Consider the following 26842-nt stretch of genomic DNA (forward strand, 5'->3'; position numbering starts at 1 on the left):
TATTGGGTTGACACCTATCTGGGCCGTCTATAGAATTGCGCCTCCTTTTAACGGGCGTATTGCGCTCGCTGGGAATAGCAGCCGGAGTCTGAAATCCAATGCAAAATCAGCAAATCCGTATCAGGTTGAAGGCTTTTGACCATCGCCTGATCGACCAATCCACCCAGGAAATCGTGGAAACCGCGAAACGTACTGGTGCTCAAGTGCGTGGTCCAATTCCACTGCCTACCCGTAAAGAGCGGTTCACCGTTCTGGTCTCCCCGCACGTCAACAAAGACGCGCGTGACCAGTACGAGATCCGTACTCATAAGCGCGTACTGGACATCGTCCAGCCAACGGATAAAACCGTTGATGCACTTATGAAGCTCGATCTGGCGGCCGGTGTGGAAGTACAGATCAGCCTCGGCTAAGACTTGGGTCTTAGTCGTGTAACGCTCTGAAATGGGCGGCCATAGCGGGTGAAAGCCCCGTACACTCATGAGGTTTACAACATGACTATTGGTGTAGTCGGTCGTAAATGCGGTATGACCCGTATTTTCACCGAAGAAGGTGTCTCCATTCCGGTCACGGTCATTGAGATCGAACCGAATCGCGTCACCCAGTTCAAAACTGAAGAAACCGATGGCTATCGTGCAGTGCAAGTCACTGTCGGCGAGCGTCGTGCTTCGCGCGTGACTGCTGCTCAAGCAGGTCACTTCGCTAAAGCAAACGTTGCAGCTGGTCGCACTGTTATGGAGTTCCGTCTCGAAGACGGCGACTACCAGGCTGGCGATCTGATCAACGCTGAAATCTTCGCCGCTGGTCAACTGGTTGATGTAACCGGTCAGTCCAAAGGTAAAGGCTTCCAGGGTACGATCAAGCGTTGGAATTTCCGTGGTCAAGACAACACTCACGGTAACTCCGTTTCCCACCGCGTCCCGGGCTCTATTGGCCAGTGCCAGACTCCTGGTCGTGTATTCAAGGGCAAAAAAATGTCCGGTCATATGGGCGCTGAGCGCGTGACCGTGCAGTCCCTCGAAGTAGTGCGCGTCGACGCTGAACGCAATCTGTTGTTGGTCAAGGGTGCTGTTCCTGGCGCTACTGGCGGCAACCTGGTTGTACGTCCAGCGGCCAAGGCTCGCGGTTAAGGGGAAGCTGACATGCAATTAAATGTAAATGACGCTCAAGCGATCGAAGTTTCCGAACTGACATTTGGCGGCGAATTCAACGAGACGCTGGTTCACCAAGCAGTCGTGGCCTACATGGCCGGCGGCCGTCAAGGTAGCAAGCAGCAAAAGACCCGTTCCGACGTACGTGGTGGCGGTAAGCGCCCTTGGCGTCAGAAAGGTACTGGCCGTGCTCGTGCCGGTACTATCCGTAGCCCAATCTGGCGTGGCGGCGGTACCACTTTCGCAGCTCGTCCTCAGGATCACACTCAGAAGCTCAACAAGAAGATGTACCGCGCAGCACTGCGCTCCATCCTTGCTGAACTCGTGCGTACTGATCGTCTGGTCGTGGTTCAGGACTTCGCTGTTGAAAGTCCAAAAACCAAAGATCTGCTGGGCAAACTGAACAACATGAGCCTGACCGACGTTTTGATCGTGTCTGAAGCTGTTGATCAGAACCTGTACCTGGCTGCTCGTAACCTGCCACACGTTGATGTACGTGACGTGCAAGGTTCCGATCCAGTTAGTCTGATCGCATACGACAAGGTGTTGATCACCGTGTCGGCCGTGAAGAAATTCGAGGAGCTGCTGGGATGAACCAGGAACGCGTATTTAAAGTTCTGCTTGGCCCGCACGTTTCCGAAAAGGCTACGGTTCTGGCTGACAAGAAAGGCCAGTTCGTTTTCAAGGTTGCAACTGACGCAACCAAGCTGGAAATCAAGAAGGCCGTCGAAAGCCTGTTCAGCGTGAAAGTTGAGCGTGTTACTACCCTGAATGTTCTGGGTAAGAGCAAGCGCACTGCTCGCGGTCTGGGCAAGCGTAATGACTGGAAGAAGGCAGTTATCTCCCTTCAGCCAGGCCAAGATCTCGATTTCAGCAGCAGTGCTGAGTAAGGAAGGGGTGCATCATGGCAATCGTTAAATGCAAACCGACTTCCCCTGGCCGCCGTTTTGTGGTCAAGGTGGTCAACCAGGAGCTGCATAAAGGCGCTCCTCACGCACCGCTGCTCGAGAAGAAATCGAAGACTGGTGGTCGTAACAACAATGGTCGTATTACCACTCGTCACATCGGTGGTGGCCATAAGCAGCATTATCGTCTGGTCGACTTCCGTCGCAACGACAAAGATGGCATCGCTGCCACTGTCGAGCGTATCGAATACGATCCAAACCGTACTGCTCACATCGCTCTGCTGCTGTACGCAGATGGCGAGCGTCGCTACATCATCGCCCCTAAAGGCGTGAGCGCTGGCGACCAGCTGATCGCAGGTGCTTTGGCACCGATCAAGCCGGGCAACGCTCTGCAACTGCGCAACATTCCAGTTGGTAGCACCGTACACGGCATCGAATTGAAGCCAGGTAAAGGCGCGCAAATCGCTCGTTCCGCTGGTGCTTCGGCTCAGCTGATCGCTCGTGAAGGTGTCTACGTGACCCTGCGTCTGCGTTCTGGTGAGATGCGTAAAGTGCTGGCTGAATGCCGCGCGACCCTGGGTGAAGTCTCGAACTCCGAGCACAGCCTGCGTTCGCTGGGTAAAGCTGGTGCCAAACGCTGGCGTGGCGTTCGCCCAACCGTTCGTGGTGTTGCCATGAACCCGGTTGACCACCCACACGGTGGTGGTGAAGGTCGTACCTCTGGTGGTCGTCATCCGGTATCGCCATGGGGCTTCCCGACTAAGGGCGCGAAGACTCGTGGTAATAAGCGTACCGACAAAATGATCGTCCGTCGTCGCAAGTAAATAGAGGGATACGACAGTGCCACGTTCTCTGAAAAAAGGTCCTTTTATTGATCTTCACCTACTGAAGAAGATCGAAGTGGCGGCGGAAAAGAACGATCGCAAACCAGTTAAGACCTGGTCGCGTCGTTCGATGATCCTGCCACAAATGGTCGGTTTGACCATCGCAGTACACAACGGTCGTCAACACGTCCCAGTTCTCGTTAACGAAGACATGGTCGGCCACAAACTAGGCGAGTTTGCCGGTACCCGCACTTATCGTGGGCACGTGGCAGACAAGAAAGCCAAGCGTTAAGGGGTAAGGAAATGGAAGTAGCCGCTAAGTTGTCGGGCGCTCGAATCTCCGCCCAGAAAGCCCGCTTGGTCGCCGACCAGATCCGCGGGAAGAAGGTGGGCGAAGCGCTCAACCTGTTGGCTTTCAGCAGTAAGAAAGCCGCCGAGATCATGAAGAAAGTGCTGGAGTCGGCCGTAGCCAACGCCGAGCATAACGAAGGCGCAGACGTTGATGACCTGAAGGTCAGCACCGTTTTCGTCAACGAAGGGCGTTCGCTGAAGCGCATCATGCCACGTGCCAAAGGCCGTGCTGATCGCATCGTCAAGCGGTCTTGCCATATCACTGTCAAGGTTGCTGACAAGTAACGGAGTCGAAGAGATGGGTCAGAAAGTACATCCCATTGGCATTCGCCTGGGAATCGTCAAGGAGCACACCTCCGTCTGGTACGCAGACGGTCGGACTTATGCGGACTATTTGTTCGCTGATCTGAAGGTGCGTGAGTATCTCCAAGACAAACTAAAAAGCGCGTCCGTAAGCCGTATTGATATCCATCGTCCGGCACAAACTGCACGTATCACCATCCACACCGCTCGTCCAGGTATCGTTATCGGGAAGAAAGGTGAAGATGTTGAGAAACTGCGTCAGGACCTGACCAAGCAAATGGGTGTGCCTGTGCACATCAATATCGAAGAGATCCGCAAGCCGGAGCTCGACGGTATGCTGGTTGCGCAGAGCGTAGCTCAGCAGCTGGAGCGTCGCGTAATGTTCCGTCGCGCTATGAAGCGCGCCGTGCAGAACGCCATGCGCATTGGTGCCAAAGGCATCAAAATCCAAGTGAGCGGTCGTCTCGGCGGTGCTGAAATCGCACGTACTGAATGGTATCGCGAAGGTCGTGTGCCACTGCACACCCTGCGTGCCGACATCGACTATGCCAACTACGAAGCTCACACCACTTACGGTGTGATCGGTGTAAAGGTTTGGATCTTCAAAGGCGAAGTAATTGGTGGTCGCCAAGAAGAACTGAAACCACAAGCACCAGCGCCTCGTAAAAAAGCTGCTAAGTAAGGGGTACGCCAAATGTTGCAACCTAAGCGTACGAAGTTCCGCAAGCAGATGACAGGCCACAACCGTGGTCTGGCACAGCGCGGTAGCAAAGTCAGCTTCGGCGAGTTCGCGCTGAAGTCTGTAGCTCGTGGTCGTCTCACCGCTCGTCAGATCGAGTCAGCGCGTCGTGCTCTGACCCGTCACGTAAAACGTGGCGGCAAGATCTGGATCCGTGTATTCCCGGACAAGCCGATCTCCAAAAAGCCTCTCGAGGTTCGGATGGGTAAAGGTAAGGGTAACGTGGAATACTGGGTAGCCCAGATTCAGCCAGGCAAAGTCCTGTATGAAATCGAGGGTGTAACTGAAGAGCTGGCGCGTGAGGCTTTTGCCCTGGCTGCTGCAAAGCTGCCGCTCGCCACCGCCTTTGTTAAACGGACGGTGATGTGATGAAAGCGAATGAACTTCGTGAAAAATCCGCACAGCAGCTGAACGAGCAACTGCTCGGCTTGCTGCGCGACCAGTTCAATCTGCGTATGCAGAAAGCAACTGGCCAGTTGGGGCAGTCTCATCTGCTCTCGCAAGTTAAGCGTGACATCGCTCGCGTGAAGACTGTGCTCAACCAGCAGGCAGGTAAGTGATCATGGCTGAAGCCGAAAAGACTGTCCGTACGCTGACTGGCCGTGTTGTCAGCGACAAGATGGACAAAACCATCACCGTTTTGATCGAGCGTCGCGTTAAGCACCCGATCTACGGTAAATATGTTAAGCGTTCGACTAAGCTGCACGCGCACGACGAAACCAATCAGTGCCACATCGGCGACAAAGTCACTATTCGTGAAACTCGTCCGCTGGCCAAGACCAAGTCTTGGGCACTGGTTGATGTTCTCGAACGCGCTGTGGAAGTCTAAGGACTAGGGGTCGGAGAAATTATATGATTCAGACTCAATCCATGCTCGATGTGGCCGATAACAGCGGCGCTCGCCGTGTTATGTGCATCAAGGTGCTGGGTGGCTCCCATCGTCGTTACGCTGGTATCGGTGACATCATCAAAGTTACCGTCAAGGAAGCAATTCCTCGCGGTAAAGTGAAAAAAGGCCAAGTGATGACTGCTGTTGTAGTCCGCACTCGTCACGGCGTACGCCGTGCAGATGGCTCCATTATCCGCTTTGATGGCAACGCTGCTGTTCTTCTGAACAACAAGCAAGAGCCGATCGGCACCCGTATCTTTGGGCCAGTGACCCGTGAACTTCGTACTGAGAAGTTCATGAAGATCGTCTCGCTCGCCCCAGAAGTGCTGTAAGGAGATCCGACATGCAAAAGATTCGTCGTGACGACGAGATCATCGTGATCGCCGGCAAAGACAAAGGTAAGCGCGGTAAGGTGCTGAAGGTTCTTGCTGATGACCGTCTGGTCGTTGGTGGTCTGAACCTGGTCAAGCGTCATACCAAGCCTAACCCGATGTCGGGCGTACAAGGCGGTATCGTCGAGAAAGAAGCGCCACTGCACGCTTCTAACGTCGCCATCTTCAACGGCGAAACCAACAAGGCTGATCGTGTTGGTTTCAAAGTAGAAGACGGTAAGAAAATTCGTGTCTTCAAGTCGACCCAAAAAGCGGTTGATGCTTGAACACTGCTAGGTAGATAAGACCATGGCACGACTACAAGAGATTTACCGGAAGGAAATCGCCCCCAAGCTTAAGGAAGAACTTAAGCTCGGGAACGTGATGGAAGTTCCGCGCGTTACCAAAATCACCCTGAACATGGGTCTGGGCGAAGCGATCGGCGACAAAAAAGTCATCGAGCACGCTGTTGCTGACCTGGAAAAGATCACCGGTCAAAAAGTCGTTGTGACTTACGCTCGGAAATCCATCGCTGGCTTTAAAGTCCGTGAAGGTTGGCCGATCGGCGTCAAAGTGACTCTGCGCCGTGAGCGTATGTACGAATTCCTGGATCGTCTGCTGTCGATCTCCCTGCCTCGGGTTCGCGACTTCCGCGGCCTGAATGCCAAGTCCTTCGATGGTCGTGGTAACTACAGCATGGGCGTGAAAGAGCAGATCATCTTCCCGGAAATCGACTACGACAAGATCGATGCTCTCCGCGGTCTGGACATCACCCTGACCACCACTGCCAAGAACGATGATGAAGGTCGCGCCCTGTTGCGTGCTTTCAAATTCCCGTTCCGCAACTGATTGGAGTAGGACCATGGCCAAGATGAGCATGAAAAACCGCGAGCTGAAGCGTCAGCTCACGGTTGCCAAGTACGCCAAGAAGCGTGCAGCACTGAAAGCAATCATCGTTGATCTGAACGCAAGTCCAGAAGCACGTTGGGAAGCTACAGTTGCTCTGCAGAAGCAGCCACGTGACGCAAGCGCTTCGCGCATGCGTAACCGCTGCCGCCTGACCGGTCGTCCACACGGCGTTTACCGCAAGTTCGGCCTCGGCCGTAACAAACTGCGTGAAGCGGCAATGCGTGGTGACGTACCAGGTCTGGTTAAAGCCAGCTGGTAAGTACTTTCGAAGTCCGGGTGGTCTGCGTCGCAAGATACTGACCACCGGTGACCTTGAATCTGGAACAAGCCCCTTTTGGGGCTTGTTTCATTTCCGGAGTGTGTCTAGAATACCCGGCTCGCCTGAGCCCGTGTTTTCTATGCTCGGAGATTCTCGGCGACATATGTAGCCGCAAGGCTAATTTTTTTGTATTAGGAGCGTCTAGCCCATGAGTATGCAGGACCCGTTAGCGGACATGCTAACTCGTATCCGTAATGCCCAGATGGCTGAAAAGTCCGTCGTAAGCATGCCATCTTCCAAGTTGAAGGTAGCTGTTGCCAAAGTCCTGAAAGACGAAGGCTACATTGCGGGTTATCAGATCAGCAGCGAAACAAAACCACTGCTGTCCATCGAGCTGAAGTACTTCGAAGGCCGTTCGGTCATCGAGGAAGTGAAGCGCGTTAGCCGTCCAGGCCTGCGTCAGTACAAGTCCGCTGAAGATCTGCCGAAAGTTCGTGGCGGTCTGGGCGTGTCTATCGTCTCCACCAACAAAGGTGTGATGACGGATCGTGCTGCGCGCGCTGCCGGTGTCGGCGGCGAAGTTCTTTGCACTGTGTTCTAAGGGGGGATAAGCATGTCTCGCGTCGCTAAGAACCCCGTTAAGCTGCCAGCCGGTGTCGAAGTAAAATTCGCAGGCCAACAGCTTTCGGTGAAGGGTGCCAAGGGCACTCTTGAACTGAACATCCATTCGTCCGTTGAGATCGTTGAAGAAGCTGGTGAGCTGCGTTTCGCTGCTCGCAATGGCGATCAACAAACTCGCGCAATGGCCGGTACCACGCGTGCGTTGGTAAACAACATGGTCCAAGGCGTAAGCCAAGGCTTCGAGCGTAAGCTCCAGCTGGTCGGTGTTGGTTACAAAGCGCAAGCAAAAGGCACGGTTTTGAACCTGGCCCTTGGCTTCTCGCACCCAGTGGATTACGAACTGCCGGAAGGCATCACCGCTGAGACCCCTAGCCAGACCGATATCCTGATCAAGGGTATTGATAAGCAGCTGGTAGGTCAGGTGGCCGCTGAGATCCGCGACTTCCGTCCACCAGAGCCGTACAAAGGCAAAGGTGTGCGCTACGCGGACGAAGTCGTCCGTCGTAAAGAAGCCAAGAAGAAGTAGGGCATAGCAAATGACCGACAAAAAAGTTACTCGACTGCGTCGCGCTCGCAAAGCACGCCTGAAAATGCACGAACTCGAAGTCGTGCGTCTCTGCGTGTTCCGCTCGTCGCAGCACATCTACGCCCAGGTCATCTCGGCCGACGGCAACAAAGTCCTGGCAAGCGCCTCGACTTTGGATAAAGAACTGCGTGATGGTGCCACTGGCAACATCGACGCGGCCACAAAGGTTGGCCAGCTGGTCGCTACGCGTGCTAAGGCCGCTGGCGTCTCGCAAGTGGCTTTCGACCGCTCTGGCTTCAAGTACCACGGTCGCGTGAAAGCGCTGGCTGATGCTGCTCGTGAAGCTGGGCTGGAGTTCTAAGTTATGTCAAATAACGACCAAAAGCGCGACGAAGGCTACATTGAGAAGCTGGTTCAAGTTAACCGCGTAGCCAAAACCGTTAAAGGCGGCCGTATCTTCACTTTCACCGCGTTGACCGTGGTTGGTGATGGTAAAGGGCGCGTTGGCTTCGGCCGTGGCAAGTCACGTGAAGTGCCTGCTGCGATCCAGAAGGCAATGGAAGCTGCTCGTCGCAACATGATCCAAGTTGATCTGAACGGCACCACTCTGCAGTACGCAATGAAGTCCGCTCACGGCGCTTCGAAGGTGTACATGCAGCCTGCTTCTGAAGGTACCGGTATCATCGCTGGCGGCGCTATGCGTGCTGTCCTCGAAGTTGCTGGCGTTCAGAACGTTCTGGCCAAGTGCTACGGCTCGACTAACCCGGTAAACGTGGTTCACGCCACTTTCAAAGGTTTGAAGGCTATGCAATCTCCTGAGTCCATCGCTGCCAAGCGTGGTTTGACTGTCAAGGAGATCTTCTGATCATGGCTACCGTTAAAGTAACGCTGATCAAAAGCATGACCGGCCGCATTCCTAACCACAAACTGTGCGTTAAGGGTTTGGGTCTGCGTCGCATCGGTCACACTGTAGAAGTCCAGGATACTCCCGAGAATCGCGGGATGATCAACAAGGCTTACTACATGCTGCGTGTAGAGGGTTAATCGATGAAACTCAATGATCTGAGTCCAGCGCCGGGTTCCCGTCGCGAAAAGCATCGTCCGGGCCGTGGTATCGGTAGCGGTTTGGGTAAGACTGGTGGCCGTGGCCACAAAGGTCAAACCTCCCGCTCCGGTGGTACCATCGCTCCAGGCTTTGAAGGCGGCCAACAGCCGCTGCATCGTCGCCTGCCTAAGTTCGGTTTCGTTTCCCTGAAGGCTATGGACCGCGCAGAAGTGCGTCTGTCCGAGCTGGCTAAAGTGGAAGGCGACATCGTTACTGTGCAGACCCTGAAAGATGCCAACGTGATCAACGTCAACGTACAGCGTGTGAAAATCATGCTGTCCGGTGAAGTGACTCGCGCTGTCACTATCGGCAAGGGAATCGGCGCCACCAAAGGTGCGCGTTCGGCTATCGAAGCAGCTGGCGGCAAGTTCGAGGAATAAATGGCTAAGCAAGGTGCTCTCTCAGCGCTCGGCAAAGGCGGTATGTCTGAACTTTGGGCTCGTCTGCGTTTTCTGTTCCTGGCGATTATCGTCTACCGAATAGGCGCACACATCCCGGTTCCAGGTATCAACCCGGACCGACTCGCAGACCTGTTTCGACAGAATGAGGGGACCATTCTTAGCTTGTTCAACATGTTTTCCGGCGGCGCGCTGGAACGGATGAGCATCTTTGCACTGGGGATCATGCCGTACATTTCGGCATCGATCATCATGCAACTGATGACCGCCGTCAGCCCGCAGTTGGAGCAGTTGAAGAAGGAAGGTGAAGCTGGCCGTCGCAAGATTAGCCAGTACACCCGCTACGGCACTGTCGTCCTCGCCCTGGTTCAAGCTATCGGCATGTCCGTTGGCCTGGCAGGGCAGGGCGTTGCGTTCACTGGTGACTTTGGCTTCTATTTCGTCGCGGTATCCACTTTTGTGGCTGGTGCGATGTTCATGATGTGGCTGGGTGAGCAGATTACTGAGCGTGGTGTTGGTAACGGTATCTCGATGTTGATTTTCGCAGGTATCGTCGCCGGTCTTCCGAGAGCAATTGGGCAGTCTTTCGAGTCTGCACGTCAGGGTGATATCAATATCTTCGCTCTGGTTGCTATCGGTTTGCTGGCAGTAGCGATTATCGGTTTTGTGGTGTTCATTGAGCGTGGCCAGCGTCGTATTGCTGTTCACTACGCCAAGCGTCAGCAGGGCCGTAAGGTCTTCGCTGCGCAGACCAGCCACTTGCCGCTGAAAGTGAATATGGCCGGTGTTATTCCGGCAATTTTCGCGAGCAGCATTTTGCTGTTTCCGGCTTCGTTGGGTACCTGGTTTGGTCAGTCTGAAAACATGGGCTGGCTGCAGGACCTCTCTCAGTCGATCGCTCCTGGTCAGCCGTTGAATATTCTGCTGTTTAGTGCAGGGATTATTTTCTTCTGCTTCTTCTATACGGCGTTGATGTTCAATCCGAAAGACGTAGCGGAAAACCTGAAGAAGTCCGGTGCCTTTATTCCGGGTATTCGTCCAGGTGAGCAGTCTGCGCGCTACATTGATGGCGTTCTGACTCGTTTGACCCTGTTCGGTGCTCTATATATGACGGCCGTGTGCTTGTTGCCCCAGTTCCTGGTGGTTGCAGCAAACGTTCCGTTCTACCTTGGCGGGACCTCGTTGCTGATCGTGGTCGTGGTTGTGATGGACTTCATGTCCCAAGTACAATCGCACCTCGTTTCGCACCAGTACGAATCCCTGATGAAGAAAGCCAACCTGAAGGGTTACGGCAGCGGCATGTTGCGCTGAGTACCCATAAGGTTCGAGGAGTTGGTGATGAAAGTTCGTGCATCGGTGAAAAAGCTGTGCCGTAACTGCAAGATTATTCGCCGCGAAGGTGTTGTTCGAGTAATTTGCAGCGCGGAACCGCGTCACAAACAGCGCCAAGGCTGAGTGTGATCCGCTTGAAGCCCGGCAGCTAGTGCGCTGCCGGGTTGATTATTTGTTATTACAGCGATATTATCTCGCGCCCTATTTCTTGGCTTCCGGGGCGTAGGTAGCTGTCAATTGGAGTCCCACTGAATGGCCCGTATTGCAGGCGTTAACATTCCAGATAACAAGCACACTGTTATCTCGCTGACCTACATCTATGGTGTTGGTCGCACTACTGCGCAGAAAATTTGCGCAGTTGCTGGGGTAAACCCAGCCGCTAAGATCAAGGATCTGAGCGACGAGCAGATTGAATTGCTGCGTGGCGAAGTGGCGAAGTTCACCACTGAAGGTGACCTGCGTCGCGAAATCAACATGAAAATCAAGCGTTTGATGGACCTCGGTTGCTATCGCGGTCTGCGTCATCGTCGTGGTCTTCCAGTACGCGGTCAGCGTACCAAGACTAACGCGCGTACCCGTAAAGGTCCGCGTAAGCCGATCCGCAAGTAATCGCCCCAGCGAATCGACAGGAAAATTATCATGGCAAAACCTGCTGCTCGTCCTCGTAAAAAAGTTAAAAAGACAGTGGTTGATGGCATCGCCCACATCCATGCATCTTTTAACAACACCATCGTGACCATCACCGACCGTCAAGGTAACGCGCTGTCTTGGGCTACCTCTGGTGGTTCGGGTTTCCGCGGTTCCCGCAAGTCCACCCCGTTTGCTGCTCAAGTAGCTGCTGAACGTGCTGGTCAAGCTGCGCTGGAATACGGCCTGAAAAACCTCGACGTCAACGTCAAAGGTCCAGGTCCAGGTCGTGAGTCTGCTGTCCGTGCTTTGAACGGCTGTGGCTATAAGATCGCCAGCATCACCGACGTGACGCCAATCCCGCACAACGGGTGCCGTCCGCCGAAGAAGCGCCGCGTGTAATCCAGGAGATTGTAAAGAATGGCTCGTTACATTGGTCCAAAATGCAAACTCGCTCGTCGCGAAGGCACCGATCTCTTCCTGAAGAGCGGCGTGCGCGCGATCGAATCGAAGTGCAACATTGAAGCAGCACCTGGTATCCACGGCCAACGCCGCGGTCGCCAGTCCGATTACGGCACCCAACTGCGTGAAAAGCAGAAGGTCCGTCGTATTTATGGCGTTCTCGAGCGTCAGTTCAGCGGCTACTACAAAGAAGCTGCTGGCAAGAAAGGTGCAACCGGTGAAAACCTGCTGCAACTGCTCGAATGCCGTCTGGACAACGTTGTATACCGTATGGGCTTTGGTTCGACTCGTGCCGAATCCCGTCAGCTGGTATCGCACAAATCCGTCAGCGTAAACGGCCAAACCGTTAACGTCCCGTCTTACCAGGTTCGTGCTGGTGACGTGGTCGCGATTCGCGAGAAAGCAAAAAACCAACTTCGCATTGTCCAAGCTCTCGATCTGTGTGCCCAACGTGGCCGCGTAGAATGGGTAGAAGTAGACACTGAGAAGAAGTCGGGCGTTTTCAAGAACGTTCCTGCTCGCAGTGATCTGTCCGCCGACATCAACGAAAGCCTGATTGTCGAGCTCTACTCCAAGTAAGGGCTAGAAAATAGGTGCATCCATGCAGATTTCGGTAAATGAGTTCCTGACACCCCGCCACATTGATGTGCAGGTTGTCAGTCCAACCCGCGCCAAGATCACTCTCGAGCCTCTCGAGCGTGGTTTTGGCCACACCCTGGGCAACGCGCTGCGCCGCATCCTGTTGTCCTCAATGCCCGGCTGTGCAGTAGTCGAGGCCGAGATTGACGGTGTGCTCCACGAGTACAGCGCCATCGAAGGTGTACAGGAAGACGTAATTGAAATCCTGTTGAACCTTAAAGGTCTGGCTATCAAGCTGCACGGCCGTGACGAAGTTACGCTGACCTTGTCGAAGAAGGGTTCGGGGGTGGTTACCGCTGCCGATATTCAGCTGGATCATGATGTCGAGATCGTTAACCCCGATCACGTAATCGCTAACCTGGCGTCTAACGGCGCCCTGAACATGAAGCTCACTGTAGCTCGTGGTCGTGGTTATGAACCGGCCGACTCGCGTCAGAGCGATGAAGACGAAAGCCGCAGCATTGGTCGCTTGCAGCTTGACTCTTCGTTCAGCCCGGTTCGCCGTATCGCATACGTGGTGGAAAACGCCCGTGTCGAACAGCGTACTAACCTGGACAAGCTGGTTATTGATCTGGAAACCAACGGTACTCTGGATCCTGAAGAGGCTATCCGCCGCGCTGCAACCATTCTGCAACAGCAGTTGGCTGCGTTCGTCGACCTCAAAGGTGACAGCGAACCAGTGGTAATCGAGCAGGAAGACGAGATCGATCCGATCCTGCTTCGCCCGGTTGACGATCTGGAACTGACTGTACGTTCGGCTAACTGCCTTAAGGCGGAAAACATTTACTACATCGGTGACCTGATTCAGCGTACCGAAGTAGAACTGTTGAAGACTCCGAACCTGGGCAAGAAATCCTTGACTGAAATCAAGGACGTTCTGGCCTCCCGCGGTCTGTCCCTCGGCATGCGCCTCGACAACTGGCCGCCTGCAAGTCTTAAGAAGGACGACAAGGCGACTGCCTGATCGTCGTAATCACCGAACGTGAGTTTGGTAAGGAATGAACCATGCGTCATCGTAAAAGTGGTCGTCACCTGAGCCGTACCAGCTCGCACCGCAAGGCCATGTTCCAAAACATGGCGGTGTCGCTGTTCGAGCACGAGCTGATCAAAACTACACTGCCGAAAGCTAAAGAACTGCGTCGCGTTGCTGAGCCGCTGATCACTTTGGCCAAGACAGACAGCCTGGCTAACCGCCGTCTGGCTTTCGACCGTACTCGTTCGAAAGCTATCGTTGGTAAGCTCTTCAACGACCTGGGCAAGCGTTACGCTACCCGTGAGGGTGGCTACCTGCGCATCCTCAAGTGCGGTTTCCGCGCTGGCGACAACGCGCCTATGGCGTACGTCGAGTTGGTTGATCGTGCTACTGCCGGCGAAGCTGTATCCGCCGAGTAAGACGACAGTCTGCAACGAAGAACCGGGCCTAGTGCCCGGTTTTTTGTGCGCGTCTAAAAAAACACCTGGATTTCCTGCGTCGCTGCCCGCGCTTCTATCAACCCATCGCCGTTTGCGCGAATGGCTCATTAGTTATTCTCTATCAAAGGTCATGATTTAATGCATTTGATGGTGTCATCTTGATGGTCGATACTTCCTCCAAGCCGATTAGCCGGCAGTTCCGAGTCTGACCTGAGGAAGATTGAGCATGAGTAAAGTCCTTACTACCGCCAGCGGTGCGCCCGTTGCCGATAACCAGAATTCCCGTACCGCCGGCCCGCGCGGTCCTCTGCTGCTCGACGATTTCCACCTGATCGAGAAGCTCGCACACTTCAACCGTGAAAACATTCCTGAGCGCCGCGTGCACGCCAAAGGCTCGGGTGCTTACGGTACTTTCACCGTTACTCAAGACATCACTCAGTACACCAGCGCGAAACTGTTCGAGTCCGTCGGAAAACAAACACCGACGTTTCTGCGATTTTCCACTGTCGGCGGCGAGCGCGGTTCGGCCGACACTGAGCGCGATCCTCGCGGTTTCGCCCTGAAGTTCTACACCGAGGAAGGTAACTGGGACATCGTGGGCAACAACACGCCTGTGTTCTTCATCCGTGACCCGCTGAAATTCCCGGACTTTATCCACACCCAAAAGCGCTTGCCGCAAAGCAACCTGAAAAGTGCGCAGATGATGTGGGATTTCTGGTCGCACTCTCCGGAAGCGTTGCATCAAGTCACCATCCTCTTTTCGGATCGCGGCATTCCTGACGGCTACCGTCACATGCACGGCTTTGGCAGTCACACTTATAGCCTGATCAACGCTCGTGGTGAGCGTCACTGGGTTAAGTGGCACTACAAGACCAAGCAAGGGATCAAGAACCTGGCACCCGCTGAAGCTGCGCGCCTGGCCGGTACAGACCCTGATTACGCACAGCGTGATTTGTTTGGTGCGATTGAGCGGGGTGACTTCCCGAAATGGCGCGTCTGCATTCAGATCATGACTGAAGCCCAAGCTAACGCTCACTACGAGAACCCCTTCGATGTGACTAAGACCTGGTCGCAGAAAGAGTTTCCCCTGATCGAAGTCGGCGAACTGGAGCTCAACCGTAACCCGCAGAACTACTTTGCTGAAGTAGAGCAGGCCGCGTTTGGCCCAAGCAACATGGTGCCGGGTGTCGGCCTGTCACCTGACCGCATGCTGCAAGGCCGCGTATTCGCTTACGCCGATGCTCACCGCTACCGCGTGGGTACCAATCACCAGCAATTGCCGGTGAACGCCCCACGCAACCCGGTAAACAGCTACCAGCGTGATGGTTCGATGGCCTTCGGCAGCAATGGTGGCGCAGCGCCTAACTATGAGCCAAACAGTTACGCTGATGCGCCCAAGCAAGCGCCACAGTATGCAGAACCCGCCCTGGCCCTGAGCGGTGCCGCTGATCGCTACGATCACCGTGAGGACACCGACTACTACAGCCATGCCGGTGCACTGTTTCGCTTGATGGACGAGAGTCAAAAAGCCCTGCTGGTCAGCAACATTGCCGGTGCAATGGCCGGCGTCACCAGCGATGTGGTTCAGCGCCAACTGCAGCATTTCTTCAAAGCTGACCCGGCTTATGGAGACGCAATCGCAAAGGTATTGGGTGTAACGCTTAGTTAAGTCTAAACGATAAGCAGAACCGCCCTCATTTGGGCGGTTTTTGCGTTATTTCAGCCACTTTTCTCCGGAAATCTTCACTTTTCTGCCGTTGGTCCCGTGACCTTCGGGTCATCATGGTTCAAACTACAGACTTTCAAGCAGGGAGATGTAGGGCGATGCAAGGTCACCCCGACGTAATCGATTACCTCAACACGTTGCTGACGGGCGAACTGGCAGCTCGTGACCAATATTTCATCCATTCGCGCATGTACGAAGACTGGGGCTTTACCGAGCTCTACGAGCGTATCAACCACGAAATGGAAGAAGAGGCACAGCACGCTGACGCGCTGATGCGCCGTATCCTGATGCTCGAAGGCACGCCGCGTATGCGTCCCGACGACCTGGATGTGGGCACTACGGTGCCTGACATGCTCGCAGCCGATCTTCGCCTCGAGTACAAGGTGCGTGCCGCACTCTGCAAGGGCATCGAGCTCTGTGAGCAGCACAACGACTACGTGACCCGCGAAATTCTCCGGGTGCAGCTCAACGACACCGAAGAAGATCACACCTACTGGCTGGAAAAGCAGTTGGGCCTGATCAAGCTGGTTGGCCTGGAGAATTACCTGCAATCGCAGTTCTGATTCCCGGCTACAAAAAAGCCCCTGTCACCGCAAAGTGACAGGGGCTTTTTCATGCGCCCGAAAAATCAGGCTTTATCGCGTGCCAGCAACGGCTTCAAGTAGTAACCGGTATGCGACTGCGGCATCTCGGAAACCTGCTCCGGTGTGCCCACCGCAATGATCTGGCCGCCCTTGGAGCCGCCTTCCGGCCCCAGGTCCACCAGCCAGTCGGCAGTCTTGATCACATCCAGGTTGTGCTCAATAACCACCACTGTATTGCCGTGGTCACGCAAGCGGTGCAGTACGTCCAGCAATTGCTGGATATCGGCGAAGTGCAGACCCGTGGTCGGCTCATCGAGGATATACAAAGTCTTGCCAGTGTCCCGCTTGGACAGCTCACGAGACAACTTCACCCGCTGCGCCTCGCCGCCGGACAAGGTTGTCGCCGATTGACCCAGCTTGATGTACGACAGGCCCACATCCATTAACGTTTGCAGCTTGCGCGCCAACGCAGGAACCGCGTCGAAGAACACCCGCGCTTCCTCGATGGTCATCTCCAGAGTTTCGTGGATGCTTTTGCCCTTGTACTTGATCTCCAGGGTTTCGCGGTTATAACGCTTGCTCTTGCACACGTCGCACGGCACGTAGATGTCCGGCAGAAAGTGCATCTCTACCTTGATCAGGCCATCGCCCTGGCAAGCTTCGCAGCGCCCGCCCTTGACGTTGAACGAGAACCGGCCCGGCCCATAACCCCGCGAGCGGGATTCGGGTACGCCAGCAAACAGCTCGCGGATTGGGGTGAACAAGCCGGTATAGGTCGCCGGGTTGGAGCGTGGTGTACGGCCGATCGGGCTTTGGTCGATGTCGACGACTTTGTCCAGATGCTCCAGGCCCTTGATGCTGTCGTGCGCGGCCGCTTCCAGAGTGGTCGCGCCATTCAAGGCGGTGGCACTCAGCGGGAACAGCGTGTTGTTGATCAGTGTCGACTTGCCCGAGCCGGAAACACCGGTCACGCAGGTCAAAAGACCCAGCGGAATTTCCAGGTCGACGTTGCGCAAGTTGTTACCGCGTGCGCCCTTCAGGTGCAGCGCCATTTTCTTGTTGCGTGGCGTACGTTTGGCCGGCACTTCAATCTTCACGCGGCCAGACAGGTACTTGCCGGTCAAAGAGTCCGGGTGAGCCATTACCTCGGCAGGCGTGCCCTCGGCAACAATATGGCCACCGTGCACACCCGCGCCCGGGCCGATGTCGACCACGTAGTCCGCCAGGCGAATCGCGTCTTCATCGTGCTCGACCACGATCACGGTGTTGCCGATATCCCGCAGGTGCTTCAGCGTTCCCAGCAGGCGGTCGTTGTCCCGTTGGTGCAGGCCAATCGACGGTTCATCGAGGATGTACAACACGCCCACGAGGCCAGCACCAATCTGGCTGGCCAAGCGAATCCGCTGAGCTTCACCGCCAGACAACGTGTCCGCACTGCGATCCAGCGACAGGTAGTCCAGGCCAACGTTAACCAGGAATTGCAGGCGCTCACGGATTTCCTTGAGGATCTTGTCCGCAATTTCCCCACGACGCCCGGTCAGCTTGAGCCCACCGAAATATTCACAGGCATCGCCAATCGGCAGGTTGGTCACGGCCGGCAGTGTCTTCTCGCCCACCCACACATGCCGCGCCTCGCGACGCAGACGCGTGCCGCGGCAATCCGGGCAAGGCTGAGTGCTGAGGAATTTGGCCAGCTCTTCACGCACGCTCGCCGACTCAGTCTCGCGGTAACGACGCTCCAGGTTCGGCACGATGCCTTCGAATGGGTGCGAGCGTTTGACGATATCGCCACGGTCGTTCAGGTACTTGAAGTCGACATTCTGCGAGCCGCTGCCGCGCAGGATGACCTTCTGCTGCTCGGCCGGCAGCTGGTTGAACGGCACTTCCAGGCTGAATTTATAGTGCGAGGCCAATGACCCCAGCATCTGGAAGTAGTAGACGTTACGCCTGTCCCAGCCGCGAATCGCGCCCTCCGCCAAAGTCAGCTCACCGTTGACCAGGCGCTTGATGTCGAAGAACTGATTAACGCCCAGGCCATCGCAGGTCGGGCAAGCGCCAGCCGGGTTGTTGAAGGAAAACAGCTTGGGCTCCAGCTCGCTGATGGCGTGGCCGCAGATCGGGCAGGCAAAGCGCGCGGAGAAGATAACCTCTTCACCCGGCTCGTCGTCCATCGGTGCAACCAGCGCAATGCCATCCGCCAGCTTCAGCGCGGTTTCGAACGATTCGGCCAAACGCTGCTGCAAGTCGGCGCGCACCTTGAAGCGGTCGACCACCACATCAATGGAATGCTTTTTCTGCTTGTCGAGCTTCGGCGCTTCATCCAGCTCATACAGCTTGCCGTTGATGCGCGCGCGCACAAAACCTTGCGCACGCAGCTCTTCGAAGACCGAAAGGTGTTCGCCTTTACGCTCGCGAATCACCGGCGCCAGCAACATCAGCTTGGCGCCTTCCGGCTGGGCCAGCACCAGGTCGACCATCTGGCTGACGGTCTGGGCTTCCAGGGGAATATCGTGGTCCGGGCAGCGCGGAATACCCACACGCGCATACAGCAGACGCAGGTAGTCGTAGATTTCGGTGATGGTGCCCACGGTAGAGCGCGGGTTATGGGAGGTCGACTTCTGCTCGATGGAAATTGCCGGCGACAGGCCTTCAATGGTGTCGACGTCAGGCTTTTCCATCATCGACAGGAATTGCCGGGCATAGGCCGACAGCGATTCCACGTAGCGACGCTGACCTTCGGCATACAGCGTGTCGAACGCCAGGGACGATTTGCCGGAGCCGGACAGGCCGGTGATGACGATCAGTTTGTCCCGGGGCAGGGTCAGGTCGATGTTCTTCAGGTTGTGGGTTCTAGCCCCACGAATCAGGATCTTGTCCAAGATGGCCTCGCACGGCGGGCGTAAATAATGCAGGAGTATACGGCTAAAGACTGGATGAATATACACTGTCAAAGTGCCGGTTGCAGCCTTACATGAAAGCTGCGCGGCAAAGCGCCGCATATACCCTCTCAATCGATGGGACTGGTAGAATCGCCGCCGGTTCACACGAGGTTTTTCCATGCACGATCCCCACAGCGAACGCATGAGTAGCGGCGAGACCCGAGCAGCAAGCGGTCTGGCCCTGGTGTTCGCCTTCCGTATGCTTGGCATGTTTATGGTGTTGCCGGTGCTGGCGACCTATGGAATGGATCTCGCAGGCGCGACCCCCGCCCTGATCGGCCTGGCGATTGGCGCCTATGGCCTGACCCAGGCGCTTTTCCAGATTCCGTTCGGGATCATTTCCGACCGCATCGGCCGGCGCCCAGTGATTTACCTGGGGCTCATCGTGTTCGCGCTCGGCAGCGTGCTTGCCGCGCAGTCGGATTCGATCTGGGGCGTGATCGCCGGGCGCGTGCTGCAGGGCGCCGGCGCAATTTCTGCGGCCGTCATGGCGCTGCTCTCGGACTTGACCCGCGAACAACATCGCACCAAGGCCATGGCCATGATCGGCATGACCATCGGCCTGTCGTTCGCGGTGGCCATGGTGGTGGGTCCATTGCTGACGCGCGCCTTTGGTTTGCACGGGCTGTTCCTGGCCACGGGCGGCATGGCGTTGTTCGGGATCGTGATCGTGGCCTTCATGGTGCCGCGCTCCACCGGCACTTTGCAGCACCGTGAGTCCGGCGTCGCACGCAAGGCATTATTGCCGACGCTCAAGCACCCGGACCTGCTCCGTCTGGATTTAGGTATCTTCGTGTTGCACGCGATGCTGATGTGCAGCTTCGTCGCGCTGCCCCTGGCCCTGGTACAAAAAGCCGGCCTGCCCAAGGAGCAACACTGGTGGGTCTACCTGACAGCCTTGCTGATTTCGTTCTTCGCCATGATCCCGTTCATCATCTACGGCGAGAAGAAACGCAAAATGAAACGAGTTCTCCTGGGCGCCGTCGCGACATTGATGCTCACTGAGCTATTCTTCTGGGAGTTCGGCGACAGCCTGCGGGCGCTGGTGATCGGCACGGTGGTGTTCTTCACCGCGTTCAATCTGCTGGAGGCTTCGCTGCCTTCGCTGATCAGTAAAGTTTCACCGGCCGGTGGCAAGGGCACGGCGATGGGGGTTTATTCCACCAGCCAGTTCCTTGGCTCTGCGCTTGGCGGCATCATGGGCGGCTGGATGTTCCAGCATGGCGGTTTGTCGGTTGTGTTCCTGGGATGCGCAGGTCTGGCTGCCCTCTGGCTAGCCTTTGCTGTTACCATGCGCGAACCTCCCTATGTGACGAGCCTGCGTTTGCCGTTATCGCCAGAAGCGATCCGCGAAGCCGGTCTGGTTGAGCGCCTTAAGGCCGTCGCTGGGGTTACGGATGCTGTGGTTATTGCTGAAGAAGCCGCCATTTACATCAAATTGGACACCGAATTATTGGATCGCGCGACGCTCGAGCAACTGGTCAACCCAGTGCCGACAGCGCGCCCAGCTTAGGAGAACGTTATGGCCCGTGGGGTTAACAAAGTCATATTGGTCGGTACATGCGGCCAGGATCCCGAAGTTCGCTACTTGCCTAACGGTAACGCCGTGACCAACCTGAGTCTGGCGACCAGCGAACAGTGGACTGACAAGCAGACCGGCCAGAAGGTCGAGAAAACCGAATGGCACCGCGTGTCGATGTTCGGCAAGGTTGCAGAGATCGCCGGCGAGTACCTGCGCAAAGGTTCGCAGGTTTACATCGAAGGCAAACTGCAAACCCGCGAGTGGGAAAAAGACGGCATCAAGCGTTACACCACTGAAATCGTGGTCGACATGCAAGGCACCATGCAACTGCTCGGCGGCCGTCCACAGCAGGGCGACCAACAAGGCGGGGGCAACAACTACCAGCAGTCCGCTCCCGCCCCACGCCAGCAGGCTCCGCGTCCGCAGCAGTCGGCACCGCAACAGTCGCGTCAGGCGCCGCCTCCACAACAGGCCGCCCCACAGCCTGCTCCGGATTTCGACAGCTTTGATGACGATATCCCGTTCTGAAGTGTAGCTTTTTCAGAACCGTAAACATTAGAAGCGAAGCCATTGATTTGGCGTCGCTTTTTTATTGTTTACAGAATTTTGCGGAGTAAGAGCTACATTTGTTAAGCGTTTACCTCTCGAAGGTGTAAACAAATGACTCTGAATCCGTATGCGGTGAAGATAATTATCTTGGGCTCTGGGGAGCGCTTGCCTGTGCTGGTAGCACTGGCCTCCGGTGCTCCCTTATTCGAGCCGTCCGTTTACGTCCTCAGCGAGATTCGGGCGACCAACAGAGCGAGCAATACAATTGACCAGATCTTGAGGTCAATCATGGTGCTCCATCTATTCCTCGACTCGAATCGGATTGATATTGAGCAGCGCATTCAAAACGGCGGTGTTTTTCGTTTAAGCGAGCTTGACCAGCTTGTTCGGTACTGCAAGCGCCCTGTCGCCGATCAACTGAAGTGCGATTCGATTTCCCCTTCCCATCCATCCGCTCTTAGACGCGCCGCTGAAAACGTGCGCCTTTTTCAACGAAAACTTGCACCACCAGAGGTGGCAGGTCATACCGCAGCTAACCGTATTCGGGTCATCCGGGACTATCTTGATTGGCTCGTGCGATACCATATGGCTCGCTATCACCCGGGTGCAACTGAGGGCGCGAGGCTTTGGAATGAGTGGACGTCTTGCAAGGATGCGCTGGGCGCGCGACTGCCGCGCCATAAAGGGAGAAATACTATTGGGCAGCGGGAAGGGCTTCAGCCAGAGGTGGTGGAGAGACTTCTCAGTGTTACGTCGCCAACATCACCGGACAACCCTTGGAAGGGGAAGAGCACACGCATTCGAAATGCTCTCCTAGTTCGCTGGTTCTACGAGCTTGGCCTACGTCGTGGCGAACTTTTAAATGTAAAAATTCCCGACATTAACTTCCAGTCGGAAGAGCTGATTGTGGCCAGACGGGCAGACGATCCGGAGGATCCCCGAAAGGATCAGCCATTGGTCAAGACACGTGATAGAAAAATTCCGTTATCCCCAGGTCTTTGCAGGCTGACGCACGAATATATAACGAATACACGCCGAAACACTGAAGGCGCAAGGCGTCACCCATTCCTGTTCATCGCCATGGGCACAGGGTCGCCCCTGTCGCTCAGTGCCGTGAATGCTGTTTTCGCCGAACTTCGAAATGCCTTTAATGGCGAGTTCGATGCTGTGACTCCGCATGTTCTTCGCCACACGTGGAACGACCGCTTCTCGGACATCATGAACAATGCGAAGGTCTCTGACGCCGAGGAAGAACGCATGCGCTCGTTCTTGATGGGGTGGGCGCCGACCTCGAAAACCGCTGGGCAATACACTCGTCGACACGTTCGACTGAAAGCTCAGCAGGTGTCCTTAGCGATGCAAGCCAAGCAAGTAGACGGTGTGACGAGCGATGACTGAAAAAAGATCGATTACCCGTCATTCGTTGGGTGGTTTGACTCTGCCGCCTACTGTGAGGGCCCTCAGCGGAGCGGTGTTCGATCCGAGCACCAAACGATGGACATACCATGACGGCCTTTACTCAATCAGTGTGAACTTCGAAAGATTGAATAGATGTGCCACGGACGAGTTAATTGCGGCAGCGAAGTTCCCCTTGATCTGGTATGCCGAAAACGCTGAAGGGACAACAGTTATTTCACTTTTTGACCATCTGAGGCGGTTTCTCGAATCCGCATCGATTGCGCAGGGCCAGGTAGTTGGAAGCATTGACGCGCCGCAGCTCGCGAGTTTTCGAGCTTCCCTCTCAACGGATACTGAATGGAAATTAGGCGCCTTGAGCGCCTTTCTCAGAAAGTGGAATAGCTTGGGAGTGCCATGCGTGACGAATGCTGCTGTGCGCTTTCTCAAAAGTATTCGCCTCAAAGGGAACCGCAAGGGCGCAGCAGTCCTGACGATGGATCCGCTCAAGGGGCCGCTTACGGACATTGAACGCTCGGCCACACAAGCGGCACTGAACGATGCCTTTGCCGCCAACAAGGTCGCATTGGATGACTATCTTTTGGCTTGGCTTTGTTTGCTCTTGGGGCAGAGAAACATCCAGTTCGCAATGTTGAAGGTCTGCGACGTCAAAGAGATTGCGAAAACGGATGGGAGCCACGAGTACGTACTTCGAGTGCCTAGGGTTAAACAAGCAAGTGCCCAGGCGCGACGGGAGCAATTCAAGGAGCGACTGATAACCCCCAGCATCGGAAAAATGCTTATAGGCTACGCGAGCAGTGTTCGCGAACGATTCGAGCTTGACGGAAAATTCTCCATTGCGCCGTCGCAAGCGCCTTTGTTTCCTCAAAGGTATAAGAGGAAAAGGAATCGTCCAGGATTTCACCATCACACATCGCCTGATGAGATTGGCGGCAGAATCAGTTCGGTATTTGAAGCTTTGCAGGTGTATTCAGAGAGGACCGGCGAACCCATCAAGGTGACCTCTAAAAGGCTGCGACATACGATGGCTACGTCCGCGGCAAGAGAGGGGCACGGCGAGCTGATCATCGCTGAATTGCTCGATCACAGCGACACTCAAAATGTCGGAATCTATGTGAAGGCCACACCCGAAATCATTGAAAGGATCGATCGTGCTGTGGCGCTTCGAATGGCGCCGCTTGCTCATGCATTTGCCGGAGTCATCATCAGTGAGGAGTCGGCGGCGATCCGCGGCGGTGATCCAACGAGTCGTATTGTCGATCCTCGCTTTGACGAAACGATGAAGCCGATGGGGAACTGCGGACGCGGCGGACCTTGTGGTTTTATGGCGCCTATCGCCTGTTACACCTGTAAAAACTTCCAGGCCTGGGTCGATGGTCCTCACGAAGCGGTGCTGGACTATCTGCTGGTCGAGCGTGAGCGTCTGACCGCAGTGGCAGATGCCCGTATCGCAGCAGTGAATGATCGAACGATTCTGGCTGTTGCCGAGGTGGTTGAGCTAACTCGTGAGAAGCGTGGGGAGACGAAGGATGCCTGACAGCCTCGTAGTGTTCACGCCTAGGGCAGAGCGGGATGCAGCAGAGAACTTAGGCGATTTTATCGCGATGAGCCGGTCTCAACTGACCATTTTCGGTGCTGGTCTTCGTTTTAACGATATGACGTGGGATGTCACTGACACCATGCAACTGAAGGCGCATGGTAAGAAGCGAATCCGCATCTGCTTCTCTACTCGAGAAACAGTGGACGACATACAGCCAACTCAGATGGCCGAGCCGTTTGTGTCTTTTGCCAAAGCTTACGTCCGCTACATGCAGGGTATGCGGCCAACGAAGAATCCTGCTTTTCGAGTCACTGCGCTGCGCGCCCTTGATGCCGCTTTCAGGATGAGCGGTCACTTGATCCCGGTGATGATGGATGGCGACACGTTTAATCGAGCTGCGCGAATTATCGCTGAGCGCCTCTCAGGATCTACGGCCTATCGAGTAGGGACTCAGCTCGAGTTGATTGCCAGGTTTATGTCTGAGCACCGTCTCACAGCTATTCCGCTATCGTGGCGTAGTCCGATCAATCGACCGCTCGATACGGTTCGCGTGGGGCAGGAGTTTGACAAGCGCCGTACCGAAAAAATGCCATCTCAAGCCGCATTGGAAGCGCTTCCTAAGACGTTTCAAATTGCGACCCAACCTAAAGACGTGCTGTTTTCGTCGATTGCCGCGATTCTCTGCTCTGCTCCTGATCGTATCAATGAGGTGTTGCTGCTTGCCGAGAGCTGTGAGGTTCATGACAAAACTTCAGGCGGTAAAGATGCCTACGGTCTGCGATGGCAACCGGCTAAGGGGGCTGATCCAATGGTTAAATGGATTATTCCCTCGATGGCTCCCGTTGTCGCTGAGGCCATCGCCAAAATTAGGCGTTTGACGGAAGACGCTCGTCGTATTGCTCAATGGTATGAGTTTAATCCTGAAAGGCTGTATCTGCCCCACGATTTGGAACACCTCAGGAGGCAAGAGCTGCTGACAATGGATGAAGTTCAACAGGTGATTTTGCTGGAGGAAGGGTCGGCTTCATTTGCGAGGCTATGGTGCACTGCAAATAATGTGTTGTTGATTAGGAATGGCAGCGGTGTATGCGCGCGATTTGCTGATGTTGAAAAGGCCGCTATAGCGCAACTTCCATCCGGGTTTCCGCTGCTAAACACGGAGATGGGACTCAAATATTCGGAGGCGCTCATCGTAGTGCGGCGTAATCAACTCCACTCTGCAAGAGGTACATTTGGCTGTGTCATTGAGCCGGTCAGCATTAATCAGGTGAATACTGCACTCGGCACCAGAAGTGAGCATGGCTTTGAGTCGATGTTTGAGCGCCTTGGCTTCACTGAGCCAGATGGCAGCCAAATCCGAGTATCTACCCATCAGTTCCGTCACTACCTGAACACCCTGGCGCAGGCGGGGGGGATGAGCCAGTTGGATATTGCGAAGTGGTCGGGGCGCTTGGATGTTCGTCAAAACGAGGCTTATGACCATGTGAGCGCAGATCAGATGGTGGCAAAGATTCGCGAGTCCATTGGCGACGAATCCCATATGTTCGGCCCGCTGGCAAAGCTGCCGAAGAATATCCCGATTTCACGAGATGAGTTTGCACGGCTTAAGATTCCGACAGCCCATACAACTGACTTTGGCTTCTGCGTCCATGACTACACGATGATGCCATGCGAGCGGCATGCCGACTGCATCAACTGTAACGAGCACGTATGCGTGAAGGGCGATGAAGGCAAGGCCATGATGGTGAAACGTCGGCTACAGGATGCGCAGGAATTGCTGGCGCGTGCTGAAGCTGCGACGGTGAAGGGCTACTACGGAGCGGATCGCTGGATGGAGCACCATAAGAAGACTGTACTACGTCTGATACAGCTTACAGAGATTCTTGATAACCCAGCAGTTCCAACCGGCTCTGTAATTCAGCTGGCTGATGTTCCGATCATTTCTTCGACGGGAGTGGAGCAAGCGCTCGAGGATCGGGCCGCATTGGATGGTTATTCGACGCTAAAGCGCTTGGCGCCGACTAACGCGAGCCGAATGAAGCGGAGCAAGCATGGCTAAAAGGCGAGCAAGAAATCTCGATGATCATGCCATCGAACACATTGTCTGTGTGTTGGATGGGTGGTCAGGCAAGCTTTCGTGGGATCTGCTCATTGAGGCAATTGAGAAGCGACTGGGTGTTCGTTACACGCGCCAGGCACTCGACAAGCACGCCCGTATTAAATCGACATACCAGGCTACTAAGGCGCGTCTTAGCAAGGTGCCTGGTTCGGGGCTCCACCAAAAATTATCTACTGCAGAGGTTGGAGCGCTTACAGAACGTCTTAAGCGCTTGGAGGCCGAGAACGCTCGCCTGAAAGTGGAGAACGAAAGTCTGCTCGAGCAATTCGTGACTTGGGCCTATAACGCATATTTGAAAGGGATGACGAAAGAATCTCTGAGCACGCCCCTTCCTCGCGTGGATAGAGAGCTGACTAAGCTTACCCGCACAGAGACTCGCAGGCGGTAAGGGTTGAGTCAGAGGTTTCCAAGCTCTTCCTGAACCCTCAGCAGCATGCTGATGGTTGCAGACATGTCGATGTTCGAAGACATGCTGGCCCGGCAGACCGAGAAGCTGCGAGTGGAGAATGTGCTACTTGTTAGCCCAAGGCACCTCAATCGAAGTGCTGGTTGGCTGATGGAGGAGCTCGTGGAGTTATGCGAGGCGGTTGGCCCTGCGTGTGAGCACTTGGCCTATGTTTATAAGC

Annotated in this window: 37 protein-coding genes; 36 read left to right on the plus strand and 1 reads right to left on the minus strand. The window is 55.3% G+C overall.

Going from position 1 to position 26842, the window contains the following annotated elements; genetic code table 11:
- Nucleotides 1-98 precede the first annotated feature (98 nt).
- The 30 genes from rpsJ (at nucleotide 99) to bfr (ending at nucleotide 16110) form a co-directional block, all read left to right on the plus strand.
- Nucleotides 99-410, plus strand: coding sequence for a 30S ribosomal protein S10 (gene rpsJ, locus NTD89_RS17375; protein ID WP_003186070.1), 312 nt, complete (start codon nucleotides 99-101; stop codon nucleotides 408-410).
- A gap of 81 nt (nucleotides 411-491) precedes the next feature.
- Entirely contained in the window at nucleotides 492-1127 is a 636-nt protein-coding gene (gene rplC / locus NTD89_RS17380; protein ID WP_003194649.1) for a 50S ribosomal protein L3, read from the plus strand.
- Nucleotides 1128-1139: 12 nt separating this feature from the next.
- Complete coding sequence (gene rplD, locus NTD89_RS17385; protein ID WP_017135963.1) at nucleotides 1140-1742, plus strand: 50S ribosomal protein L4; 603 nt, start codon at nucleotides 1140-1142, stop codon at nucleotides 1740-1742.
- On the plus strand, nucleotides 1739-2038 hold the full coding sequence (gene rplW, locus NTD89_RS17390) for a 50S ribosomal protein L23 (RefSeq protein WP_002555488.1): 300 nt from the start codon (nucleotides 1739-1741) through the stop codon (nucleotides 2036-2038). Before rplD ends, rplW begins: the two co-directional genes overlap by 4 nt.
- A gap of 14 nt (nucleotides 2039-2052) precedes the next feature.
- A complete protein-coding gene (gene rplB, locus NTD89_RS17395) occupies nucleotides 2053-2877 on the plus strand; it encodes a 50S ribosomal protein L2 (protein WP_003210080.1) in 825 nt (274 codons plus the stop codon).
- A 16-nt stretch (nucleotides 2878-2893) separates the two neighbouring features.
- Complete coding sequence (gene rpsS / locus NTD89_RS17400; RefSeq protein WP_002555486.1) at nucleotides 2894-3169, plus strand: 30S ribosomal protein S19; 276 nt, start codon at nucleotides 2894-2896, stop codon at nucleotides 3167-3169.
- Between the two features lie 11 nt (nucleotides 3170-3180).
- Complete coding sequence (gene rplV, locus NTD89_RS17405; protein WP_003103908.1) at nucleotides 3181-3513, plus strand: 50S ribosomal protein L22; 333 nt, start codon at nucleotides 3181-3183, stop codon at nucleotides 3511-3513.
- A gap of 13 nt (nucleotides 3514-3526) precedes the next feature.
- Nucleotides 3527-4213, plus strand: coding sequence for a 30S ribosomal protein S3 (gene rpsC, locus NTD89_RS17410; RefSeq protein ID WP_003176422.1), 687 nt, complete (start codon nucleotides 3527-3529; stop codon nucleotides 4211-4213).
- Between the two features lie 12 nt (nucleotides 4214-4225).
- Nucleotides 4226-4639, plus strand: a complete 414-nt coding sequence (gene rplP, locus NTD89_RS17415) for a 50S ribosomal protein L16 (RefSeq protein WP_003232424.1) — start codon at nucleotides 4226-4228, stop codon at nucleotides 4637-4639.
- Entirely contained in the window at nucleotides 4639-4830 is a 192-nt protein-coding gene (gene rpmC, locus NTD89_RS17420) for a 50S ribosomal protein L29 (protein ID WP_002555481.1), read from the plus strand. Before rplP ends, rpmC begins: the two co-directional genes overlap by 1 nt.
- Nucleotides 4831-4832: 2 nt before the next feature.
- On the plus strand, nucleotides 4833-5099 hold the full coding sequence (rpsQ, locus tag NTD89_RS17425) for a 30S ribosomal protein S17 (RefSeq protein WP_003176419.1): 267 nt from the start codon (nucleotides 4833-4835) through the stop codon (nucleotides 5097-5099).
- A gap of 23 nt (nucleotides 5100-5122) precedes the next feature.
- Complete coding sequence (rplN, locus tag NTD89_RS17430) at nucleotides 5123-5491, plus strand: 50S ribosomal protein L14 (RefSeq protein WP_002555479.1); 369 nt, start codon at nucleotides 5123-5125, stop codon at nucleotides 5489-5491.
- An 11-nt stretch (nucleotides 5492-5502) separates the two neighbouring features.
- Nucleotides 5503-5817: a 50S ribosomal protein L24 gene (gene rplX / locus NTD89_RS17435; RefSeq protein WP_007896770.1), complete on the plus strand. Its 315-nt coding sequence runs from the start codon at nucleotides 5503-5505 to the stop codon at nucleotides 5815-5817.
- Nucleotides 5818-5839: 22 nt separating this feature from the next.
- Nucleotides 5840-6379, plus strand: coding sequence for a 50S ribosomal protein L5 (gene rplE / locus NTD89_RS17440; RefSeq protein WP_003194642.1), 540 nt, complete (start codon nucleotides 5840-5842; stop codon nucleotides 6377-6379).
- Nucleotides 6380-6392: 13 nt separating this feature from the next.
- Complete coding sequence (rpsN, locus tag NTD89_RS17445) at nucleotides 6393-6698, plus strand: 30S ribosomal protein S14 (protein WP_003176414.1); 306 nt, start codon at nucleotides 6393-6395, stop codon at nucleotides 6696-6698.
- Nucleotides 6699-6906: 208 nt separating this feature from the next.
- A complete protein-coding gene (gene rpsH, locus NTD89_RS17450) occupies nucleotides 6907-7299 on the plus strand; it encodes a 30S ribosomal protein S8 (protein WP_010566853.1) in 393 nt (130 codons plus the stop codon).
- 12 nt (nucleotides 7300-7311) lie between these two features.
- Nucleotides 7312-7845 (plus strand): 50S ribosomal protein L6, encoded by a 534-nt coding sequence (rplF, locus tag NTD89_RS17455; protein ID WP_003176412.1) that lies wholly within the window; start codon nucleotides 7312-7314, stop codon nucleotides 7843-7845.
- 10 nt (nucleotides 7846-7855) lie between these two features.
- Complete coding sequence (gene rplR, locus NTD89_RS17460; RefSeq protein ID WP_003186037.1) at nucleotides 7856-8206, plus strand: 50S ribosomal protein L18; 351 nt, start codon at nucleotides 7856-7858, stop codon at nucleotides 8204-8206.
- A 3-nt stretch (nucleotides 8207-8209) separates the two neighbouring features.
- A complete protein-coding gene (gene rpsE, locus NTD89_RS17465) occupies nucleotides 8210-8710 on the plus strand; it encodes a 30S ribosomal protein S5 (protein ID WP_003176409.1) in 501 nt (166 codons plus the stop codon).
- A 2-nt stretch (nucleotides 8711-8712) separates the two neighbouring features.
- Nucleotides 8713-8889 carry a 50S ribosomal protein L30 gene (gene rpmD, locus NTD89_RS17470; protein WP_003176408.1) on the plus strand — a complete coding sequence of 59 codons (177 nt, stop codon included), beginning with the start codon at nucleotides 8713-8715 and terminating at the stop codon, nucleotides 8887-8889.
- A 3-nt stretch (nucleotides 8890-8892) separates the two neighbouring features.
- Complete coding sequence (gene rplO / locus NTD89_RS17475) at nucleotides 8893-9330, plus strand: 50S ribosomal protein L15 (RefSeq protein ID WP_003176407.1); 438 nt, start codon at nucleotides 8893-8895, stop codon at nucleotides 9328-9330.
- On the plus strand, nucleotides 9331-10659 hold the full coding sequence (gene secY / locus NTD89_RS17480) for a preprotein translocase subunit SecY (protein ID WP_016969470.1): 1329 nt from the start codon (nucleotides 9331-9333) through the stop codon (nucleotides 10657-10659). It begins immediately after the preceding gene.
- A gap of 27 nt (nucleotides 10660-10686) precedes the next feature.
- Nucleotides 10687-10803, plus strand: coding sequence for a 50S ribosomal protein L36 (gene rpmJ, locus NTD89_RS17485; RefSeq protein WP_002555468.1), 117 nt, complete (start codon nucleotides 10687-10689; stop codon nucleotides 10801-10803).
- A 129-nt stretch (nucleotides 10804-10932) separates the two neighbouring features.
- Nucleotides 10933-11289, plus strand: coding sequence for a 30S ribosomal protein S13 (rpsM, locus tag NTD89_RS17490; protein WP_024077676.1), 357 nt, complete (start codon nucleotides 10933-10935; stop codon nucleotides 11287-11289).
- A 30-nt stretch (nucleotides 11290-11319) separates the two neighbouring features.
- Nucleotides 11320-11709 (plus strand): 30S ribosomal protein S11, encoded by a 390-nt coding sequence (gene rpsK, locus NTD89_RS17495; RefSeq protein WP_002555466.1) that lies wholly within the window; start codon nucleotides 11320-11322, stop codon nucleotides 11707-11709.
- Between the two features lie 18 nt (nucleotides 11710-11727).
- Nucleotides 11728-12348, plus strand: a complete 621-nt coding sequence (gene rpsD / locus NTD89_RS17500) for a 30S ribosomal protein S4 (protein WP_003210056.1) — start codon at nucleotides 11728-11730, stop codon at nucleotides 12346-12348.
- A gap of 22 nt (nucleotides 12349-12370) precedes the next feature.
- Nucleotides 12371-13372 carry a DNA-directed RNA polymerase subunit alpha gene (locus NTD89_RS17505; RefSeq protein ID WP_003176403.1) on the plus strand — a complete coding sequence of 334 codons (1002 nt, stop codon included), beginning with the start codon at nucleotides 12371-12373 and terminating at the stop codon, nucleotides 13370-13372.
- 41 nt (nucleotides 13373-13413) lie between these two features.
- Entirely contained in the window at nucleotides 13414-13800 is a 387-nt protein-coding gene (gene rplQ, locus NTD89_RS17510) for a 50S ribosomal protein L17 (protein WP_003176402.1), read from the plus strand.
- A gap of 241 nt (nucleotides 13801-14041) precedes the next feature.
- Entirely contained in the window at nucleotides 14042-15490 is a 1449-nt protein-coding gene (locus tag NTD89_RS17515) for a catalase (RefSeq protein WP_315975611.1), read from the plus strand.
- A 155-nt stretch (nucleotides 15491-15645) separates the two neighbouring features.
- The gene (gene bfr / locus NTD89_RS17520) at nucleotides 15646-16110 is read left to right on the plus strand and encodes a bacterioferritin (RefSeq protein WP_015886133.1); all 465 of its coding nucleotides are present in this window, start codon (nucleotides 15646-15648) and stop codon (nucleotides 16108-16110) included.
- 65 nt (nucleotides 16111-16175) lie between these two features.
- On the opposite strand, the gene uvrA is transcribed toward bfr, so the two are convergent.
- Nucleotides 16176-19010, minus strand: coding sequence for an excinuclease ABC subunit UvrA (gene uvrA, locus NTD89_RS17525; protein ID WP_262208786.1), 2835 nt, complete (start codon nucleotides 19008-19010; stop codon nucleotides 16176-16178).
- Between the two features lie 178 nt (nucleotides 19011-19188).
- Between uvrA and NTD89_RS17530 the strand changes: the two genes are divergently transcribed.
- The 6 genes from NTD89_RS17530 to NTD89_RS17555 all read left to right on the plus strand — a co-directional run bounded on the left by NTD89_RS17530 (nucleotide 19189) and on the right by NTD89_RS17555 (nucleotide 26604).
- Nucleotides 19189-20583, plus strand: coding sequence for an MFS transporter (locus tag NTD89_RS17530; protein ID WP_262208787.1), 1395 nt, complete (start codon nucleotides 19189-19191; stop codon nucleotides 20581-20583).
- 9 nt (nucleotides 20584-20592) lie between these two features.
- Nucleotides 20593-21120, plus strand: coding sequence for a single-stranded DNA-binding protein (locus NTD89_RS17535; protein ID WP_010467282.1), 528 nt, complete (start codon nucleotides 20593-20595; stop codon nucleotides 21118-21120).
- Between the two features lie 132 nt (nucleotides 21121-21252).
- Nucleotides 21253-22539, plus strand: a complete 1287-nt coding sequence (locus tag NTD89_RS17540; protein ID WP_262208788.1) for a tyrosine-type recombinase/integrase — start codon at nucleotides 21253-21255, stop codon at nucleotides 22537-22539.
- Entirely contained in the window at nucleotides 22532-24094 is a 1563-nt protein-coding gene (locus tag NTD89_RS17545; RefSeq protein ID WP_262208789.1) for a site-specific integrase, read from the plus strand. The genes NTD89_RS17540 and NTD89_RS17545 overlap by 8 nt, the downstream gene beginning before the upstream one ends.
- Nucleotides 24087-26156 (plus strand): integrase, encoded by a 2070-nt coding sequence (locus NTD89_RS17550; RefSeq protein ID WP_262208791.1) that lies wholly within the window; start codon nucleotides 24087-24089, stop codon nucleotides 26154-26156. Before NTD89_RS17545 ends, NTD89_RS17550 begins: the two co-directional genes overlap by 8 nt.
- Entirely contained in the window at nucleotides 26149-26604 is a 456-nt protein-coding gene (locus tag NTD89_RS17555; protein WP_262208792.1) for a hypothetical protein, read from the plus strand. Before NTD89_RS17550 ends, NTD89_RS17555 begins: the two co-directional genes overlap by 8 nt.
- The last annotated feature ends 238 nt before the right edge of the window (nucleotides 26605-26842 follow it).

The sequence above is a fragment of the Pseudomonas sp. 14P_5.3_Bac1 genome (assembly GCF_025466135.1).
Taxonomy (GTDB): Bacteria; Pseudomonadota; Gammaproteobacteria; order Pseudomonadales; family Pseudomonadaceae; genus Aquipseudomonas.